This window comes from Streptomyces sp. NPDC058751 (assembly GCF_042746485.1).
GTDB lineage: Bacteria > Actinomycetota > Actinomycetes > Streptomycetales > Streptomycetaceae > Streptomyces.
Map to the genome: position 1 here is coordinate 1 of NZ_JBHYPZ010000053.1, position 17,782 is coordinate 17,782.

General features: G+C 72.9%; 12 protein-coding genes and 2 pseudogenes. 4 read left to right on the forward strand and 10 right to left on the reverse strand.

The genetic code is table 11. The features are described 5' to 3' along the window. Positions 1-174: 174 nt before the first annotated feature. The 6 genes from ACFW6B_RS35210 to ACFW6B_RS35235 all read right to left on the reverse strand — a co-directional run bounded on the left by ACFW6B_RS35210 (position 175) and on the right by ACFW6B_RS35235 (position 8,754). On the reverse strand, positions 175-1,284 hold the full coding sequence (locus tag ACFW6B_RS35210; protein WP_386602759.1) for an LCP family protein: 1,110 nt from the start codon (positions 1,282-1,284) through the stop codon (positions 175-177). A gap of 277 nt (positions 1,285-1,561) precedes the next feature. Further along, positions 1,562-3,688: a 3-hydroxyacyl-CoA dehydrogenase NAD-binding domain-containing protein gene (locus tag ACFW6B_RS35215; RefSeq protein ID WP_386602761.1), complete on the reverse strand. Its 2,127-nt coding sequence runs from the start codon at positions 3,686-3,688 to the stop codon at positions 1,562-1,564. After that, positions 3,685-4,911: a thiolase family protein gene (locus ACFW6B_RS35220; RefSeq protein ID WP_386602763.1), complete on the reverse strand. Its 1,227-nt coding sequence runs from the start codon at positions 4,909-4,911 to the stop codon at positions 3,685-3,687. Before ACFW6B_RS35220 ends, ACFW6B_RS35215 begins: the two co-directional genes overlap by 4 nt. Positions 4,912-5,619: 708 nt before the next feature. Beyond that, entirely contained in the window at positions 5,620-6,897 is a 1,278-nt protein-coding gene (locus ACFW6B_RS35225) for an HRDC domain-containing protein (protein ID WP_386602765.1), read from the reverse strand. A gap of 204 nt (positions 6,898-7,101) precedes the next feature. Continuing rightward, complete coding sequence (locus ACFW6B_RS35230) at positions 7,102-7,764, reverse strand: response regulator transcription factor (protein ID WP_019073943.1); 663 nt, start codon at positions 7,762-7,764, stop codon at positions 7,102-7,104. Positions 7,765-8,076: 312 nt separating this feature from the next. Next, positions 8,077-8,754, reverse strand: coding sequence for a DUF3000 domain-containing protein (locus ACFW6B_RS35235; RefSeq protein WP_386602767.1), 678 nt, complete (start codon positions 8,752-8,754; stop codon positions 8,077-8,079). Between the two features lie 185 nt (positions 8,755-8,939). Between ACFW6B_RS35235 and hemE the strand changes: the two genes are divergently transcribed. Further along, positions 8,940-10,007 carry a uroporphyrinogen decarboxylase gene (gene hemE, locus ACFW6B_RS35240; RefSeq protein WP_386602769.1) on the forward strand — a complete coding sequence of 356 codons (1,068 nt, stop codon included), beginning with the start codon at positions 8,940-8,942 and terminating at the stop codon, positions 10,005-10,007. Between the two features lie 15 nt (positions 10,008-10,022). Here the strand turns inward: hemE and ACFW6B_RS35245 are convergent. Continuing rightward, a pseudogene (locus ACFW6B_RS35245) lies at positions 10,023-10,748 on the reverse strand (rhomboid family intramembrane serine protease); the annotation flags it as partial. A 188-nt stretch (positions 10,749-10,936) separates the two neighbouring features. Between ACFW6B_RS35245 and ACFW6B_RS35250 the strand changes: the two are divergent. Then, entirely contained in the window at positions 10,937-12,565 is a 1,629-nt protein-coding gene (locus tag ACFW6B_RS35250) for an IS200/IS605 family accessory protein TnpB-related protein (RefSeq protein ID WP_386602771.1), read from the forward strand. Positions 12,566-12,569: 4 nt separating this feature from the next. Here the strand turns inward: ACFW6B_RS35250 and ACFW6B_RS35255 are convergent. Further along, a pseudogene (locus ACFW6B_RS35255) lies at positions 12,570-12,665 on the reverse strand (rhomboid family intramembrane serine protease); the annotation flags it as partial. Between the two features lie 201 nt (positions 12,666-12,866). Here ACFW6B_RS35255 and ACFW6B_RS35260 point away from each other — a divergent pair. Continuing rightward, positions 12,867-13,202, forward strand: a complete 336-nt coding sequence (locus ACFW6B_RS35260; protein ID WP_386602773.1) for a hypothetical protein — start codon at positions 12,867-12,869, stop codon at positions 13,200-13,202. Between the two features lie 344 nt (positions 13,203-13,546). Here ACFW6B_RS35260 and ACFW6B_RS35265 read toward each other — a convergent pair whose 3' ends face one another. Together ACFW6B_RS35265 and ACFW6B_RS35270 are read right to left on the reverse strand one after the other, a co-directional pair. Next, positions 13,547-14,965, reverse strand: coding sequence for an FAD-dependent oxidoreductase (locus tag ACFW6B_RS35265; RefSeq protein ID WP_386602774.1), 1,419 nt, complete (start codon positions 14,963-14,965; stop codon positions 13,547-13,549). Positions 14,966-14,992: 27 nt separating this feature from the next. Beyond that, positions 14,993-16,024, reverse strand: coding sequence for a DUF4349 domain-containing protein (locus tag ACFW6B_RS35270; protein WP_386602855.1), 1,032 nt, complete (start codon positions 16,022-16,024; stop codon positions 14,993-14,995). Positions 16,025-16,297: 273 nt separating this feature from the next. Here ACFW6B_RS35270 and hemG point away from each other — a divergent pair, with 273 nt between their 5' ends. Further along, complete coding sequence (gene hemG, locus ACFW6B_RS35275) at positions 16,298-17,782, forward strand: protoporphyrinogen oxidase (protein WP_386602776.1); 1,485 nt, start codon at positions 16,298-16,300, stop codon at positions 17,780-17,782.

Consider the following 17,782-nt stretch of genomic DNA (forward strand, 5'->3'; position numbering starts at 1 on the left):
GCAACCCCCCGCCCCCCCGCCCTCTCGGTCGGGGGGCTCCCGGGGTTGGGGCGGGGGGGGGGGTTGCGCCCCGGGTGGGGGGGGGGGGGGCGCGCCGGCCCCCCGGGGGCGCCCCGGCCGGGCCCTCGACGCTGGAGGAAAGCCCCCGGGCACGGCCGCCCGGCGTCCGGCGGGTCAGGAACTCCCGCCGGTGGCGGGCGACTTCTTCGCCGACTCGGGGACCTCGGAGTCGGTGCGCAGCGCCTTCCACAGGGCCGAGGCCTGCGGTTCGGCCGCCACCACCCGGTTCGGGTCGGCCTTGTCGTACGCCACCGGGAGCATGATCGTCTCCATGGTGGCGGGGTCGACGCCGTTCATGCTCCGGCCGAACTCGGCCAGCGCCGTGAGCGAGGCGAGTTCGGAGTCGGTGGTGAGCGCCTGGGTCAGGCTGTCGGCGATCCCGTACGTCTTCGCGGGGCTGCCCAGCAGGTCCTGCTGCTTGATCTCGGAGAGCAGCGCGGTCATGAACTGCTGCTGCAGACCGATGCGTCCGAGGTCGCTGCCGTCACCGACACCGTGCCGGGTCCGTACGAACTGGAGGGACTGCGTGCCGTCCAGCCGGTGCGTTCCGGCGGTCAGGTCGAGGCCGCTGGAGTTGTCGCGGATGTCCTTGTCCACGGTGACGGTCACGCCGCCTATCGCGTCCACCAGGTCCTTGAAGCCGGCGAAGTCGATCTCCATGTAGTGGTCCATGCGGATTCCGGAGATCTGCTCCACGGTCTTCACCACGCAGGCCGAACCGACCTGGGAGTAGACGGAGTTGAACATGACCCGCTTCGCGGACGGGACCTTCGTGCCGTCGTCCTCGGTGCACTCGGGGCGGGTCACCAGGGTGTCGCGCGGGATGCTGACCGCGACGGCCTTCTGACGGCCCTCGGGTATGTGCATCACCAGCGCGGTGTCGGAACGCGCCCCGGAGACGTCGCCCGTCTTGAGCGCGGCGTTGGCTCCGGCGCGCGAGTCGGAGCCGAGGACCAGGATGTTCTGCCCGGAGGTGGGCAGCTTCGCCGGCCGGTCGTCCCCGATGGCCTTGTCGAGGTCGACACCCTTGATGTTGCCGTCGAGGCCGCTGTAGAGCCAGTAGCCGGTGCCTCCGGCCGCGAGGACGAGGACGGTCAGACCCAGCAGGATCTTCCTGCCGATCCGACGGCCGCCGGTGCGCTCGGGTCCGGCTCTCCGCCTCCCGCCACCGTCCCCGGGCGGAACGTCGGACGTGGTGGGCTGGGGCGTCGGGACATGGTTCATCCTGGTCCGGGTCCTAGCTGGTCGTGCCCTGGTACGGGCGATGTCGATGGCCTGAGGACTCGGGCGGGGGAGTGGCCGGTCCGTGCATTGCCGGGCTGACCTGCACTATAGACATGCGTTCGGGCGCGTGTGCGTCCCGGGTCGGCGACATCGGCCGGGCGTTGCCTGGCGGACCGTCACACGGCCCGGGTGATCCGGGGCCCGGCGCGCCGGCGCGCAACGGGAAGAGGGCCCCCGCCGGGTGGCGGAGGCCCTCTTCCCTTGAGCTACAAGGCCGTTACGCCGGAACCGACGCCACGCCCGCGTCCAGGAAACGCTTCCCGGTCACGCGCTCCGAGACGCCCTCGCGGTCCAGGTACGGCGTGATGCCGCCCAGGTGGAAGGGCCAGCCCGCGCCGGTGATCAGGCAGAGGTCGATGTCCTGGGCCTCGGCGACGACGCCCTCGTCGAGCATGAGCCCGATCTCCTGGGCGACCGCGTCGAGGACCCGGTCCCGCACCTGCTCCTCGGTCAGGACGACGTCGCCCTGCTGGAGGAGAGCGGCGACCTCGGGGTCCAGCTCCGGCTTGCCGGAGTCGTAGACGTAGAAGCCGCGCTTGCCCGCCTTGACGACGGCCGCGAGGTTCGGGGAGACCGTGAAGCGGTCCGGGAAGGCCCGGTTGAGGGTCTCCGAGACGTGCAGACCGATCGCGGGACCGACCAGCTCCAGGAGGACGAGGGGAGACATCGGCAGGCCGAGCGGCTCCACCGCCTTCTCGGCGACCTCGACCGGGGTGCCCTCGTCGATGACGTTCTGGATCTCGCCCATGAAGCGGGTCAGGATGCGGTTCACGACGAACGCCGGGGCGTCCTTGGTGAGGACCGCGGTCTTCTTCAGCTTCTTGGCGACGGCGAACGCCGTGGCCAGCGAGGCGTCGTCCGTCTTCTCGCCGCGCACGATCTCCAGGAGCGGGAGGATCGCGACCGGGTTGAAGAAGTGGAAGCCGACGACCCGCTCGGGGTTCTTCAGCTTCGACGCCATCTCCGACACGGAAAGGGACGAGGTGTTGGTCGCGAGGATCGCGTGCGCCGGGGCGACAGCCTCGACCTCCGCGAACACCTGCTGCTTGACACCGATCTCCTCGAACACGGCCTCGATGATGAAGTCCGCGTCGGAGAAGCCCTCCGCCTTGTCCAGGACACCGGAGACCAGGGCCTTGAGGCGGTTGGCCTTGTCCTGGTTGACGCGGCCCTTGAGCAGCAGCTTGTCGATCTCGGAGTGGACGTAGCCCACACCCTTGTCGACGCGCTCCTGGTCGATGTCCGTGAGGACGACCGGGACCTCGAGGCGGCGCAGGAAGAGCAGGGCGAGCTGGCTGGCCATCAGGCCCGCGCCCACGACGCCGACCTTGGTGACCGGGCGCGCGAGGGACTTGTCCGGCGCGCCCGCCGGACGCTTGCCGCGCTTCTGGACCAGGTTGAAGGCGTAGATGCCCGCGCGCAGTTCGCCGCCCATGATCAGGTCGGCGAGCGCCACGTCCTCGGCGTCGTAGCCCTTCTGCAGGTCGCCGTCCTTGGCCGCGGCGATGATGTCCAGCGCGCGGTAGGCGGCCGGGGCGGCCCCGTGCACCTTGCTGTCGGCGATGAACCGGCCACGGGCGACGGCCTGGTCCCAGGCCTCGCCGCGGTCGATCTCCGGACGCTCGATCGCGATCTCGCCCTTGAGGACGGAGGCCGTCCACAGCAGCGACTGCTCCAGGAAGTCCGCACCCTCGAAGAGCGCGTCGGCGATGCCGAGGTCGTAGACCTGACCGCCCTTGAGCTGCTTGTTCTGGTTCAGCGAGTTCTCGATGATCACCGAGACGGCCTTGTCCGCGCCGATCAGGTTCGGCAGGATCGTGCAGCCGCCCCAGCCGGGGACCAGACCGAGGAAGACCTCGGGCAGCGAGAAGGCCGGCAGGGCCGCGGAGACGGTCCGGTAGGTGCAGTGCAGACCGACCTCGACGCCACCGCCCATCGCCGCGCCGTTGTAGTACGCGAAGGTCGGGACCGCGAGGCCCGCGAGGCGCTTGAAGACCTCGTGGCCGCCCTTGCCGATGGCGAGCGCGTCCTCGTGGCGCTTCAGCAGCTCGACGCCCTTGAGGTCGGCGCCGACCGCGAAGATGAACGGCTTGCCGGTGACGCCGACACCGACGATCTCGCCGGCCGCGGCCTCCCGCTCGACCTGGTCGATGGCGGTGTTCAGGTTCGCCAGCGACGCCGGGCCGAAGGTGGTCGGCTTGGTGTGGTCGAAGCCGTTGTCGAGGGTGATGAGCGCGAAGCGCCCGGCACCGAACGGCAGGTCGAGGTGGCGTACGTTCGCCGAGGTCACGACCTCGTCGGGGAACAGCTCGGCTGCTCCCTTGAGGAGTTCAGCGGTGCTCACTTGTCGCCTCCGGCGTCCTTGTGGTGCGGGTTCTCCCAGATCACCGTGGCGCCCATGCCGAAGCCGACGCACATGGTGGTGAGGCCGTAACGGACCTCAGGCTGCTCCTCGAACTGGCGGGCCAGCTGCGTCATCAGACGGACGCCGGAGGAGGCGAGGGGGTGGCCGTAGGCGATGGCGCCGCCGTACTGGTTGACGCGCGCGTCGTCGTCGGCGATGCCGTAGTGCTCCAGGAAGGCGAGCACCTGGACGGCGAAGGCCTCGTTGATCTCGAAGAGGTTGATGTCCTCGATCGACAGACCGGCCTGGGCGAGGGCCTTCTCGGTGGCCGGGATCGGGCCGTAGCCCATGACCTCCGGCTCGACGCCCGCGAAGGCGTACGAGACCAGGCGCATCTTGACGGGCAGGCCGTTCTCGCGGGCGAAGTCCTCGCTGGCGATGATCGACGCGGTGGCGCCGTCGTTCAGACCAGCCGCGTTTCCGGCGGTGACCCGGCCGTGCACACGGAACGGGGTCTTGAGGCCGGACAGGTTCTCCAGCGTGGTGCCCGGGCGCATCGGCTCGTCGGCGGTGACCAGGCCCCAGCCCGTCTCACCGGCGTCCGGGTTGGTGTTGCGCACCGAGATCGGCACCAGGTCCTGCTGGATCTTGCCGTCGGCGTACGCCTTGGCGGCCTTCTCCTGCGAGCGCACGGCGTACTCGTCGGCGCGCTGCTTGGTGATGGTGGGGTAGCGGTCGTGCAGGTTCTCGGCGGTCATGCCCATGAACAGGGCGGACTCGTCGACCAGCTTCTCGCTGACGAAGCGCGGGTTCGGGTCCACGCCCTCGCCCATGGGGTGACGGCCCATGTGCTCGACACCGCCGGCGATGACGACGTCGTACGCGCCGAAGCCGATGGAGCCCGCGACGGAGGTGACGGCGGTCAGCGCGCCCGCGCACATGCGGTCGATGGAGTAGCCCGGGACCGACTGCGGCAGTCCGGCGAGGAGGCCGGCCGTGCGGCCCAGGGTCAGACCCTGGTCGCCGATCTGCGTGGTCGCGGCGATGGCGACCTCGTCGATCTTCTTGGGGTCAAGACCGGGGTTGCGGCGCAGCAGCTCCCGGATGGCCTTCACGACGAGGTCGTCGGCGCGGGTCTCGTGGTAGATGCCCTTCGGGCCCGCCTTGCCGAACGGGGTGCGGACGCCGTCGACGAAGACGACGTCCCTGACGGTACGAGGCACGATGGCTCTCCTCCAGATGCGGGATGGCACTGCTGCGCGACACACGCCTGAGCGCGCGCTCAGCACCATGCTACTTACGAGTAACCAGCCTGCCCAGTCCCGCGGCCCGGAGCGGCGAAGGTCACATCCGGAAGGCCCGTGAGTTCCGGCCCGGCCTCTCGCGCCCGGCCGTCCCGGCACCGGCCCGTCACCCGGTGTCAGCCGTGCCGCGCCCCGCGGCCGGCGCTCCGCCCGCGGCCCCGCGGCCTGCCGCGACGCCGCTTCGCGCGAGCCCGGGGCCGGGGAAGCGGAGCGTGCTCGGGAGCCCCGGGATCTTGGCGTGATCTCGTCGCCCGTTCGACGCGCCGACCCCGCCGCGAGAACCCGTTCGGCGTAGTGCCGACGGCGCGGGGTGCCGGGGCCGGCGCGCGGGTGGGGCGGCCCGGGTCCGGCGCGCGACCGGAGGGCGTCGGCGCACCCGACCGGGCCGGTACGTCCGATCGGGTGCGCGCGGTGCGTACGGAGTGCTCGGCGCACGCCGGTGCGCCGGGCGCGGCGACGCGGGACCGGCGCGCGGGGGCGCGCCGCGCGGTCGTGGCCCGGGCGCGGCGGTACGCGGGGGAGACCGCGGACAGGGAAAGGCCCTCCTGAGGAAAGGCCCTCCTGAGCCGGGGCGGATCAGGAGGCCCTCCGTACGGCGTCGCGCGACCGGCGCGACTAGGGCCTGTCCTAGACGGTCTTCAGCGCCAGCGCGGTCACCAGTGCCGGGGTGACCAGCTCGATCTGCCAGGGCCGCGCACCGCAGGCGGCGAGCGCCGCGCCGACGGACTGCGTGTCCGGCACCGTGGGCGGCTCCCAGCACACGCGCCGCACGGTGTCCGGCGTGATCAGGTTCTCCTGCGGCATGTTCAGCCGCTCGGCCAGCGCCGAGACCGCGGCCCGCGCGGCGGAGAGCCGGGCGGCGGCGGCCGGGTCCTTGTCGGCCCAGGCCCGCGGCGGGGGAGGCCCGGTCACCGGCTGTCCGGGCTGCGGCAGTTCGGAGTCCGGAAGCGCCTTCGCGCGGTCGACCGCGGCCTGCCACTGTTCGAGCTGGCGCCGGCCCATGCGGTGCCCGAAGCCGTTCAGGGCGGCCAGGGCGTGCAGGTTGGCGGGCACGGCGAGCGCCGCCTCGACGATCGCCGCGTCCCCGAGGACCTTGCCCGGTGAGATGTCACGGCGCTGCGCGATCCGGTCCCGGGTCTCCCACAGCTCGCGCACGACGGCCATCTGCCGGCGGCGGCGCACCTTGTGCATCCCGGACGTGCGGCGCCAGGGGTCCTTGCGCGGCGGCGCGGGCTCGGCCTGGGCGATGGCGTCGAACTCCTGCCGGGCCCATTCCAGCTTGCCCTGCCGGTCGAGCTCCTTCTCCAGGGCGTCGCGCAGGTCGACCAGCAGCTCCACGTCGAGCGCGGCGTAGCGCAGCCACGGCTCGGGCAGCGGGCGCGTCGACCAGTCGACGGCGGAGTGCCCCTTCTCCAGGACGAAGCCGAGGACGCTCTCGACCATGGCGCCGAGGCCCACCCGGGGGAACCCGGCCAGGCGTCCGGCCAGCTCGGTGTCGAAGAGGCTGGTGGGGACCATGCCTATGCCGCGCAGGCAGGGCAGGTCCTGGGTGGCGGCGTGCAGGACCCACTCGGCTCCGGAGACGGCGTCGCCGAGAGCGGACAGGTCGGGGCAGGCGACGGGGTCGATGAGCGCGCTTCCGGCGCCCTCGCGGCGCAGCTGCACCAGGTAGGCGCGCTGGCCGTACCGGTACCCGGACGCGCGCTCGGCGTCGACGGCCACCGGGCCGGAGCCGGCGGCGAAGGCGGCGATCACCTCGGCGAGCGCGGCGTCGTCGGCGATCACCGGCGGGATGCCTTCTCGGGGCTCGAGCAAAGGGGTCGGCGCCGATTCGACGTCGTCCGGAGGGCCGCCTCCGGTGGTTCGCAGTGAGCTGTCTGCTGCGGTCTCTTGGGCGTCGGTCACCTGTCAAGAGTATCCGTGGATGGACGACGCCCGTCGACGGAACGTTCCGTCGACGGGCGTCGGATGGTCGTAAACCAGTCAGGTGAACGCAAGGCGCGGTTCACGCGCCGGGAGGCGGCCGGGGGAGGGGAGGCCGCTCGGTGCCGGGGGGCGGGGCACCGGGAGGAGGGGGCGTGGGCAGGGACGCAGGAGGCGGAGGAGGGGTCAGTGGATGATTCCGGTCCGCAGGGCCACCGCGACCATTCCGGCGCGGTCGCCCGTGCCGAGCTTGCGGGCGATCCGCGCGAGGTGGCTCTTGACGGTCAGCGCGGACAGGCCCATGGAGACGCCGATGGCCTTGTTCGACTGGCCCTCCGCGACCAGTCGCAGGACCTCGACCTCACGTCCGGACAGTTCGCGGTAGCCGCCCGGGTGGCTCGGGGCACCCGGGGGGCGGCGGTGCATGCGGGCGGCGGCCGAGCCGATGGGCGCGGCGCCGGGCCGGGTGGGGAGCCCGACGTTCGTACGGGTGCCGGTGACGACGTAGCCCTTGACGCCGCCCGCGAGGGCGTTGCGCACGGCGCCGATGTCGTCGGCGGCGGAGAGGGCGAGGCCGTTGGGCCAGCCCGCGGCTCGGGTTTCGGAGAGGAGGGTGAGGCCGGAACCGTCCGGCAGGTGGACGTCGGCGACGCAGATGTCGCGCGGGTTGCCGATTCGGGGACGGGCCTCCGCGACGGACGACGCCTCGATGACGTCGCGCACTCCGAGCGCCCACAGGTGGCGGGTGACGGTGGAACGGACCCGGGGGTCGGCCACGACCACCATGGCGGTCGGCTTGTTCGGGCGGTAGGCGACCAGGCTTGCGGGCTGCTCGAGGAGAACGGACACCAGGCCTCCTGGGGTGCGGGACGGGACCGGCTCTGGGGGGCGAGCCAGGACGAACCGTGCTTTCAAGGTCACAGACGTCTTCGGCACTAAACCTGTCGACCTTTAGAGAATGATCACGATGGGGTGAGTAAAAATCCGCGCAATTCGGACGCGCGATCGATCATCCGAAGATCGAACCGATTCGTTCCGTATCGTTCCGCGTCGATACGCGGCCGAAAGTGGTCGTATCGACATGCGGACGTGAGGGAACGGGCGGCGGGAAAACGGAAAGGGCGCGCGTCGGCGCGCCCCTCTCGGTGGTCCGGCGGTGGTCTAGCGGGACTGCGGTCCCCGGCGCTGCGGCAGGGTGACCACCGAGGCGTCGCCCGGGGTCACCGGCGGAAGCCCGGCGACCTGGCAGAGCAGGTCGCACCAGCCGGCGAGGTGCGCGGCGGTGTCCGGTACGCCGCCGAGCCCCTCCCGGGGCGTCCAGGACGCGCGGATCTCGATCTGCGAGGCGGCCGGGCGCTCCGCGAGCCCGCCGAAGTAGTGCGAGCTCGCGCGGGTCACGGTGCCGCTCGGCTCGCCGTACGAGAGGCCGCGGGCCTGGAGCGCGCCGGTCAGCCACGACCAGCAGACCTCGGGGAGCAGCGGGTCGGCGGCCATCTCCGGCTCCAGCTCCGCGCGGACCAGGGTCACCAGGCGGAAGGAGCCCTGCCAGGCGTCGTGCCCGGCCGGGTCGTGCAGCAGGACGAGGCGGCCGTCCGCCAGGTCCTCGTCGTCGGCGACGACCGCGGCCTCCAGCGCGTACGCGTACGGAGCCAGGCGCTGCGGTGGTCGTGTCGGGTCGATCTCGATGTCCGGCCGAGGCCGGGCGGCCCGCAGTGCCTCGACGGCCGCCCGGAAGGGCAACGGGGCCGTCTCCGCCGCATTCCTGTCCCCCTCCTTCTTCCCCCTCGCCTCGTCCATTCCGCCAGCGCCGTCCGACAGTCGTCCCTGAGCCGCAGCCATGCCGGGAAGATTAAGGGGAACGGAGCCCGCGCGCAGGGAGAGACACCCGTGCGTGGGACCCCTGTCCGGATCACGCCGCGCGGGCACCGTCCCGTCGGCGGGACGTCCGGAGGCCCGGAGCGGGGACGGCGGGCGTGCCGGAACCCGGGGCGGGGGCGTCCGTGAACCGTGGGAGACTTTCCGTCGTGAGCGCCAACCACAGCCCCGCCGGGCAGCAGCCGACAGCCACGTACGAGTCCGCCTTCCTCAAGGCGTGCAGGCGCGAGCCCGTGCCGCACACGCCGGTGTGGTTCATGCGGCAGGCCGGGCGCTCACTGCCCGAGTACCTCAAGGTGCGCGAGGGCGTCCCCATGCTGGAGTCCTGCATGCGGCCCGACCTGGTCGCCGAGATCACGCTCCAGCCGGTCCGCCGGCACCACGTGGACGCCGCGATCTACTTCAGCGACATCGTGGTCCCGCTGAAGGCCATCGGCGTCGACCTGGACATCAAGCCGGGCGTCGGCCCGGTCGTCCAGAACCCGATCCGCACCCGTGCCGACCTGGCCCAGCTGCGCGATCTGAGCCCCGAGGACGTCTGGTACGTCACCGAGGCGATCGGGCTCCTGACGGCCGAACTCGGCGAGACCCCCCTCATCGGTTTCGCGGGCGCGCCCTTCACCCTCGCGAGTTACCTCGTGGAGGGCGGCCCGTCCAAGAACCACGAGCACACCAAGGCGCTGATGTACAGCGACCCGCAGCTGTGGGCCGATCTGCTCGACCGTCTCGCCGAGATCACCTCCGCCTTCCTGAAGGTGCAGATCGAGGCCGGGGCGAGCGCCGTCCAGCTCTTCGACTCCTGGGTCGGCGCCCTGGCCCCCGCCGACTACCGCCGCTCGGTGATGCCCGCCTCGTCGAAGGTTTTCGACGCCGTCGCCTCCTACGGCGTGCCGCGCATCCACTTCGGCGTCGGCACCGGTGAGCTGCTCGGCCTCATGGGCGAGGCCGGCGCGGACGTCGTCGGCGTCGACTGGCGCGTCCCGCTGGACGAGGCCGCCCGCCGCGTCGGCCCCGGCAAGGCGCTCCAGGGCAACCTCGACCCCGCGGTCCTGTTCGCCTCCACCGAGGCCGTCGAGGCGAAGACCCGTGAGGTCCTCGACGCCGCCGCCGGTCTGGAGGGCCACGTCTTCAACCTCGGGCACGGTGTCATGCCGAGCATGGACCCGGACGCGCTGACCCGTCTCGTGGAGTACGTCCACACGCAGACGGCCCGCTAGGCCCCCTCCGCCCCTTCACCAGCCGTGCCGTGCCTGTCTGCCCCACAGCAGGCGGCGCGGTTCGGGCGGTGGCGGGGTGCCCGGCCGCAGCGGCCAGGCCAGGAGCATGCCGACCAGGAAGCCGACGACGTGCGCCGCGTACGCCACGGTGCCCGCGGAGGGCACGGCGGCGCCGGACGAGTACGCGGCCTGGAGCACGAACCAGAAGCCCAGCACGAGCCAGGCGGGCAGCCGCAGCGGCAGGAACACCAGGAACGGCACCAGGACCCAGACCCTGGCTCTCGGATACAGCACCAGATACGCGCCGAGGACCCCGGCGACCGCCCCCGAGGCGCCGATCAGGGGATCGCCCGAGTCCTCGTTGACCAGGGCGAAGCCGTACGTCGCAGCGAAACCGCACGCCCCGTAGAACAGCGTGAAGCGCACGTGTCCGAGCCGGTCCTCGACGTTGTTGCCGAAGATCAGCAGGAAGAGCATGTTGCCCAGCAGGTGCAGCCAGCTCCCGTGCAGGAACATGGCCGTGAGCACCGACAGCGGCGGCGACTTGCCGTAGTCCCGCGGTCCCAGCACACAGCCCGGGCCGTGCGGCCCGCCGCCGACCTCGCCGGTGGGCACCGGGCCGGGCGTCCGATGGTGGATCAGTTCCTGCGGCACGGCGGCGTAGTGGTCCATGAACGCCTGCAGATGACACAGCCGCGACAGGGCGCTGTCGCCCGCCGCCGATCCGGCCAGACCGGGGGTTGGCAGCTGTTGCCTGTCGACTGTGCGTAAGCGTGTTCTGGCGCGTGTGAGTGAGTGTCGATGGCCTCTGCTCGTGCGAGGTGCGGGAGGGAACGGGGGTTCCTTCCTCGAATGCGTGACCTCTGTGGGTGGTGGTCGTTGGGTGGGGTGAGGGGTTGTTCGGGCTGGATGGGGCTGGGGGTGGCGGTGTGGGTGGTCTGCGGTCGGTGGGGGCGTCGTTCGTGGTGCCCGGTCCGTCGGGGGTGGCGGTCCGGGACCGACTCAAGGGCCTGAGCGCTCAAGACGAGAGGGTGCTGCGGCTGGTCGGTGATCATCTGGGTTCGCTGGCGTCGGGTGATCTGAAGGCGCGGTGTGCGGCCGGCCTGGAGCACGACAGCGAGTCGTGGGCGGCGCGTAAGCGGGAGCTGACGGGGTTGTCGTCGTCGCGGTGGGCGGGGTCGTTGACGAAGGCGACGCATGATGTGTGGGAGCTGGCCCGGCGCGGTCAGCAGGCGCATATCCGGCAGTTGGAGGCCGGGGTGGACGCGATCCGGCACCGGCTGTCCCTCCCTCTGGGCGAGAAGGGCAGCAAGCGGGCTGCGGGTGGTTATCGGAGTCGGCGGGAGTGGCATGCCAAGGCGCGTCGGCTGGGGGTGCTGGAGGACCGGCTGGCCGCTGCCAGGGCCGACTGGGCGGCCGGTCGGGTGCGGGTGGTACGGGGCGGGAAACGGCTGCTCAACACCCGCCACCATCTTCAAGAGGCCCGGCTCGGCGAGGAGGAGTGGCGTGGGCGGTGGGAGGCGTCGCGCCGGTTTTTGCAGGCGGACGGCGAGTCCGGGAAGCGGTACGGCAACGAGACGATCCGCGTCAGCCCCGACGGGCAGGTCAGTATCCGGCTCCCGGCCCCGCTCGCCCGCCTGGCCAACGCTCCGCACGGCCGCTACGTCCTCACCGCGAGGGTGTCCTTCGCCCACCGGGGCGATACCTGGCGCGACCGCATCGGGGCGAACCGGGCGGTGGCCTACCGTATCCGCGAAGACGTCCAGCGCCAGCGCTGGTATTTGACCGCCTCCTGGACCCTCCCACCCGCCCCCGCCGTGCCCCTGACCACCATCCGGACAGGCGGCCTGGTCGGCGTCGACACCAACGCCGACCACCTCGCCGCCTGGCGACTGGACCGGCATGGCAACCCGGTCGGCGCCCCACGCCGCTTCGACTACACCCTCACCGGCACCACCGACCACCGCGACGCCCAGGTACGCCACGCCCTGACCCGCCTGCTGCACTGGGCCCGCCGCCACCATTTGGCGATCGCGGTGGAGGACCTCGACTTCACTGCCGAGACCACCCGGGAGAAACACGGCCGCCGCAAGAAGTTCCGTCGGCTGATCTCCGGGATGCCCGTGGCCCGGCTGCGCGCCCGCCTGGTGTCCATGGCCACCGAGCTCGGCATCCCGCTGGTGGCGGTCGACCCCGCCTATACCTCGAAGTGGGGTGCCCGGCACTGGCAGAAACCCCTCACCAGCACCACCAGGAGAACGACCCGCCACGACGCGGCCGCCGTGGCGATCGGAAGGCGCGCCCTGGGGCACCCGATCAGGCGTCGGACGGCACCGCCCCGTACCCACCAGAGCGATGGATACGGGCATCGGACCGTCCAGGCCCGACCGGACACCCCAGGGCGTGAGGGACCCCGCCCCCGCATCCCCGGACCACGGACACGATCCGTGCCGCCTGGACGCGGAGCGAACGCGGGCGACCAGCACGCCCAACACCGTCCGGGGCGTGCGGCTGAGCGTGAGTCCCGGCAACAGGACTCACTCCCGCTCAGTCCCTAGGAACGGTGTAGAGGAAGACGAGCACGTTGGCGGCGATCAGCGCGTACGTCACGTAGGGCGTGCGCCGCACCGGGTTCAAGTCATGGACGGGAATGACCACGAGGAACTACTGCCCTCGAAGCGCGGGGTGAATCCGCGCCGCACAGGGCCCGGTCGGGTACCCGGCCGCCGGAGCGGTTCCCGCCGGACGCACTGAACACATGTGCCCCCGAGGCCGTATGTCTTCTCAGCCCCCCCGCGCCGCGCCACGACGCGACGGGGCACGACGACGCGACGACGTGAAGACGTGAGGACACAGGCCATGAGCGACCGAGTTACTCCTCCGACCATGCACGCCCTGCCCGACGGCGAGGCGGAGATCGCCCTGGTGCTGCACCTCCCGTGGGAGGACGTCGCCGCGCTCGGCCAGGAGGCCGGACGGCTCGCGGCCCGGCTGCAGCGGCCCGTGACCCTGGACGAGGCCGTCAGCCATCGCCTGCGCTCCTCCCGGTCGGCGGCGCACGCCAAGTCGGCGCAGACCCCGCCCGCGGCCACCGCCGCCGGCTCGGTCTCCTCGCTGCCGCCCCGCCAGCCGGCGGAACAGGCCCGCCAGGCGATAGACCGGATCAACGGGACGGCCGGGAACGAGTCCGCCTAGCCGGTACGCGGGCGACCGGCCCGTCCGACGCGGGCCGGTCGCCGGTCGTCTCGTCCGGCACCCCGGACACCGCCCCGGAGTCGGCCGTCCCGTTCCGGCCTGTCGCGCTGCCCCGGAGCGTCTCGTCCGGAACGGTCGGGCGCCGACCCGGAGCCGACGGTCTCGCCGGGCCTGTCGGGCGCGGTCCCGCCGATCGGTCCTGTCCGACGCGGACCGGGCCCGTTCGATGCCGGGCGACGGCCCCGCTGTTCGGCCGCCGGCCCGCCCGGCGCGGTGGCCGGGGCGCTCCGCCCGTCACCGGAACGGCCGGCCCGCCCGGTGGGGTCGCCCGAGCGCCGCGACCGTCACCGGGCCCCCTGCCGTACCTTCGCCACCGCCTTGCGGGCCGCCACCAGGACGGGGTCCCAGACCGGGGAGAACGGCGGCGCGTAACCGAGGTCCAGCATCGTCATCTGCTCCACCGTCATGCCCGCGGTCAGCGCCACCGCCGCGATGTCCACCCGCTTCGCCGCGCCCTCACGGCCGACGATCTGCACGCCGAGCAGCCGCCCCGTCCGGTGCTCCGCGAGCATCTTCACCGTCATGAGGGCGGCGTTCGGGTAGTAGCCCGCGCGGCTCGTCGACTCGATGGTGACGGTCTCGAACTTCAGGCCCGCCCGGCGGGCGTCCTTCTCGCGCAGTCCGGTGCGGGCGATCTCCAGGTCACAGACCTTGCTCACCGCCGTGCCGACGACACCCGGGAACGTGGCGTACCCGCCGGCCACGTTGGAGCCGATCACCTGCCCGTGCTTGTTCGCGTGGGTGCCCAGCGCGATGTGCCGTTCGCGCCCCGAGACCAGATCGAGCACCTCGACGCAGTCGCCGCCCGCCCAGATGTCCTCGTGCCCGCGCACCCGCATCGACAGATCGGTGAGCAGCCCTCCGTGCTCGCCGAGCGGCAGCCCGGCCGCGCGGGCGAGCGACGTCTCGGGGCGCACGCCGATGCCGAGCACCACCACGTCCGCCGGATAGGTGGCGTCGTCCGTGACGACCGCGCGGACCCGCCCCCCGTCGCCGGTGAGGAACCCGGTGACCTCGGTGCCGCCGACCATGGTGACGCCGAGACCCTCCATGGCGGTGTGCACCAGGCGGCCCATGTCCGGGTCGAGGGTGGCCATGGGTTCGCTGCCCTTGTTGACGACGGTCACCTCGTAGCCGCGGTTGATGAGCGCCTCGGCCATCTCGACGCCGATGTAGCCGGCACCGACGACCACGGCGCGCCGGCCCCCGGTCCCCGTGAGCGTGTCGAGCAGCGCCTGCCCGTCGTCCAGGGTCTGCACGCCGTGCACGCCCGGCGCGTCGGCGCCCGGCAGGTCGGGGCGTACCGGACGCGCGCCGGTCGCGACGACGAGCCTGTCGTACGACGTCCACGCCTCGGCCCCGGTGGCGAGGTCCCGGGAACGCACCCGGGCGCCCGCGACGTCGATCTCGGTGACCTCCGTGCGCATCCGCAGGTCGATGGAGCGCTCGCGGTGCTCCTCGGGGGTCCGCGCGATCAGCCGGTCGCGGTCGGGGACGTCACCGCCCACCCAGTACGGGATGCCGCACGCCGAGTACGACGTGAAGTGGCCCCGCTCGAAGGCGACGATCTCCAGCTCGTCCGGACCGCGCAGCCGGCGCGCCTGTGACGCGGCGGACATGCCCGCCGCGTCACCCCCGATCACGACCAGCCGTTCCCGGGCGCCACGTCCGCCGCCCGCACCGTTCGTATCGCTCATGCTCATACGAACACGCTACGGGGGCCCGGCACTTCAGTCCTCCTCACCGCCTTCCCCGGCTCCGCCGCGGGCGGGCGGCGCGGCCTCGCCCGCGGGAGCCGGGTCGGGAGCCGGGTCGGGAGCCGGGCGGGAAGCCGGGACCGGAACCGGGACCGCCGACGCCCGCGCGGCGGCACTCGGGGCCGGACCCGGAGCCACCGCCGGGGCCGGGCGACGGGGCAGACGGGGACGCACGAAACGCATCCACACCAGGGTGATCAGGCCGAGGAGCACCACGAAGGGGAGCAGCGCCCCGATGGCCAGGGCCAGCCAGCGCACCATGGTGACCAGCACGTCCCAGCCGCCCTGGAGCGCGTCCAGGAAGCCCGGGTCCTCGTCCTTCTTCTCGGCCTTCTTCACCGGGGTCTCGGACAGCGAGAGGGTGATCGTGGCCAGGCTCGTGCGGTCCTTCAGCGACGCCTGCTGGGCGAGCAGCGATTCCAGGTCGGCCTGCCGGCTGCTCAACTCCCCTTCCAGGGCCACCACATCACTGAGCTTGGTCGCCTTGTCCATCAGTTCGCGGACCCGGGCCACGCTGGCGCGCTGCGACTTCACGCGGCTCTCCACGTCCACGACCTGATCGGTGACGTCCTGTGCCTCGGCCGTCCGCTCGACGACCTTGCCGGCGCCCTCCAGGTCGGCGAGCACCTGGTCGTAACGCTCGGTGGGCACCCGCAGGACGACGCGGGTGCGCTCGTGGCCCCTGCCGTCACGGGTGGTGGTCTCGTTGCCGACGTAGCCGCCGGCGTTCTCGGCCGTGGCCCGGGCGTCGTCCAGGGCCTTGGTCACCTCCTTGACCTCGACGGTCAGGGAAGCGGTGCGGATGATGTGGTTCACCGTCACCTTGGGCGGGGCGGCCTTGCGCCCGCCCGAGCTGCCGCTGCCGGCCGCACCCGAGTCCGCCTGCTCCGCGGGGCCGGCCTTCGCGTCCCCGGCGTCCTGCGCGTACCCCTTGTCGCTGCTGGTGGTGGCCGCGTCATCGACGGCGCTGCACCCCGACAGCGCGAGCGTGGTGACGAGGAACATCCCGGCGAGGACCCGGGCCGGGCGGGCGGTGCGTCCGGGTGGGACGGGTGAGGCGGACAGGACGGACGGGACGGGTGGCACGGGTCGGTCCGGACGTCCGGAACTGCGTGTGAGCATGCGGTCTACCCCCAGGGTGGTGACGACTGACGCTTCTTCGACGCCGCAGCGGCCCGGGACGTTGGACGAATCCGGTTCCGATGCGGTCACGGTCCGGGCTCGTGCCGGACACCGGGTGCCGCCGGAGGTGCCGGGGGCATCTGAGAAGGTGGGGTCATGCGCGAAAAGGACACCCCAGCGGGTTCGGGACACGTCGTGGTCGTCGGCGGAGGGATCGCGGGCCTGGCCGCGGCCCACCGCCTGCTCGGACGGGGCGCGCGCGTCACCGTCCTGGAGGCGTCCGACCGCGTCGGAGGCAAGCTGCTGGCCGGCGAGATCGCGGGCGCGCGCGTGGACCTCGGCGCCGAGTCGATGCTGGCGCGCCGCCCGGAGGCCGTGGACCTTGCCCGGGAGGCGGGACTTGGCGACCACCTCCAGCCGCCCGCCACCGCGGCGGCCTCCCTGTGGACCCGCGGAACCCTGCGCCCCATGCCCAGGGGCCACGTCATGGGCGTACCCGGCACCGCGTCCGCCGTCGCGGGCGTCCTCTCCGACGAGGGCCTGCGCCGCATCGAGCGCGACGCCGACCTGCCCCGCACCGAGGTCGGCGAGGACATCGCCGTCGGCGAGTACGTGGCGGCGCGCCTCGGCCGCGAGGTCGTCGACCGCCTCGTGGAACCCCTCCTCGGCGGTGTGTACGCGGGCGACGCCTACCGCATCTCGCTGCGCCTCGCCGTCCCCCAGCTCTACGCCGCCGCCCGCACCCACACCTCCCTGACCGAGGCGGTCCGCGAGATCCAGGAGAAGGCGGCCTCGGCCGGGCAGAGCGGCCCGGTGTTCATGGGCGTCGACGGCGGAGTGGGCCGGCTGCCGCTCGCCGTCGCCGAGTCGGTGACGGCACGCGGCGGCGAGATCCTGACCGGAGCGCCGGTGACCGAGCTGCGCAGGACCACGGCGGCCGGCGACGGCGAGGCGGCCCGCGCGGCGTGGCGCGTCGTCGCGGGAGACCGCGTCCTGCACGCCGACGCGGTCGTCCTCGCGCTGCCCGCCCCGGCCGCCGCCGCGCTGCTGCGGGCGGACGCCCCCGCCGCGGCCGCGGAGCTGGCCGCCGTGGAGTACGCGTCGATGGCCCTGGTGACCCTCGCCTACCGCAGCGGGGACGTCAGCCTCCCCGAGGGAAGCGGCTTCCTGGTGCCGCCGGTCGACGGGCACACCATCAAGGCGTCCACCTTCGCCTCCCGCAAGTGGGGCTGGATCGCCGATCAGGATCCCGGCCTGGTGGTCGTGCGCACCTCCCTCGGGCGGTACGGCGAGACGGAGGTGCTCGGCAGGCCCGACGCCGACCTCGTCGAGGTGTCCCGGCACGACCTGCGGGAGGCGACCGGGCTCGACGCCGAGCCGGTGGAGACCCGGGTCACCCGCTGGGACGACGGCCTGCCCCAGTACCCGGTCGGCCACCACGCGCGCGTGGCCCGCGTCCGCGAGCACGTCGGGAAGCTGCCGGGCCTCGTGGTGTGCGGCGCGGCGTACGACGGGGTCGGCATCCCGGCCTGCATCGCGTCCGCGTACGCCGCCGTCGACGGGCTCGGCGGTGACGGCGCCGGACTGGAGGCGCTGCGGGCCGACCCGGTGCAGAGCCTGCACGGCGGCGCGGGAGAATAG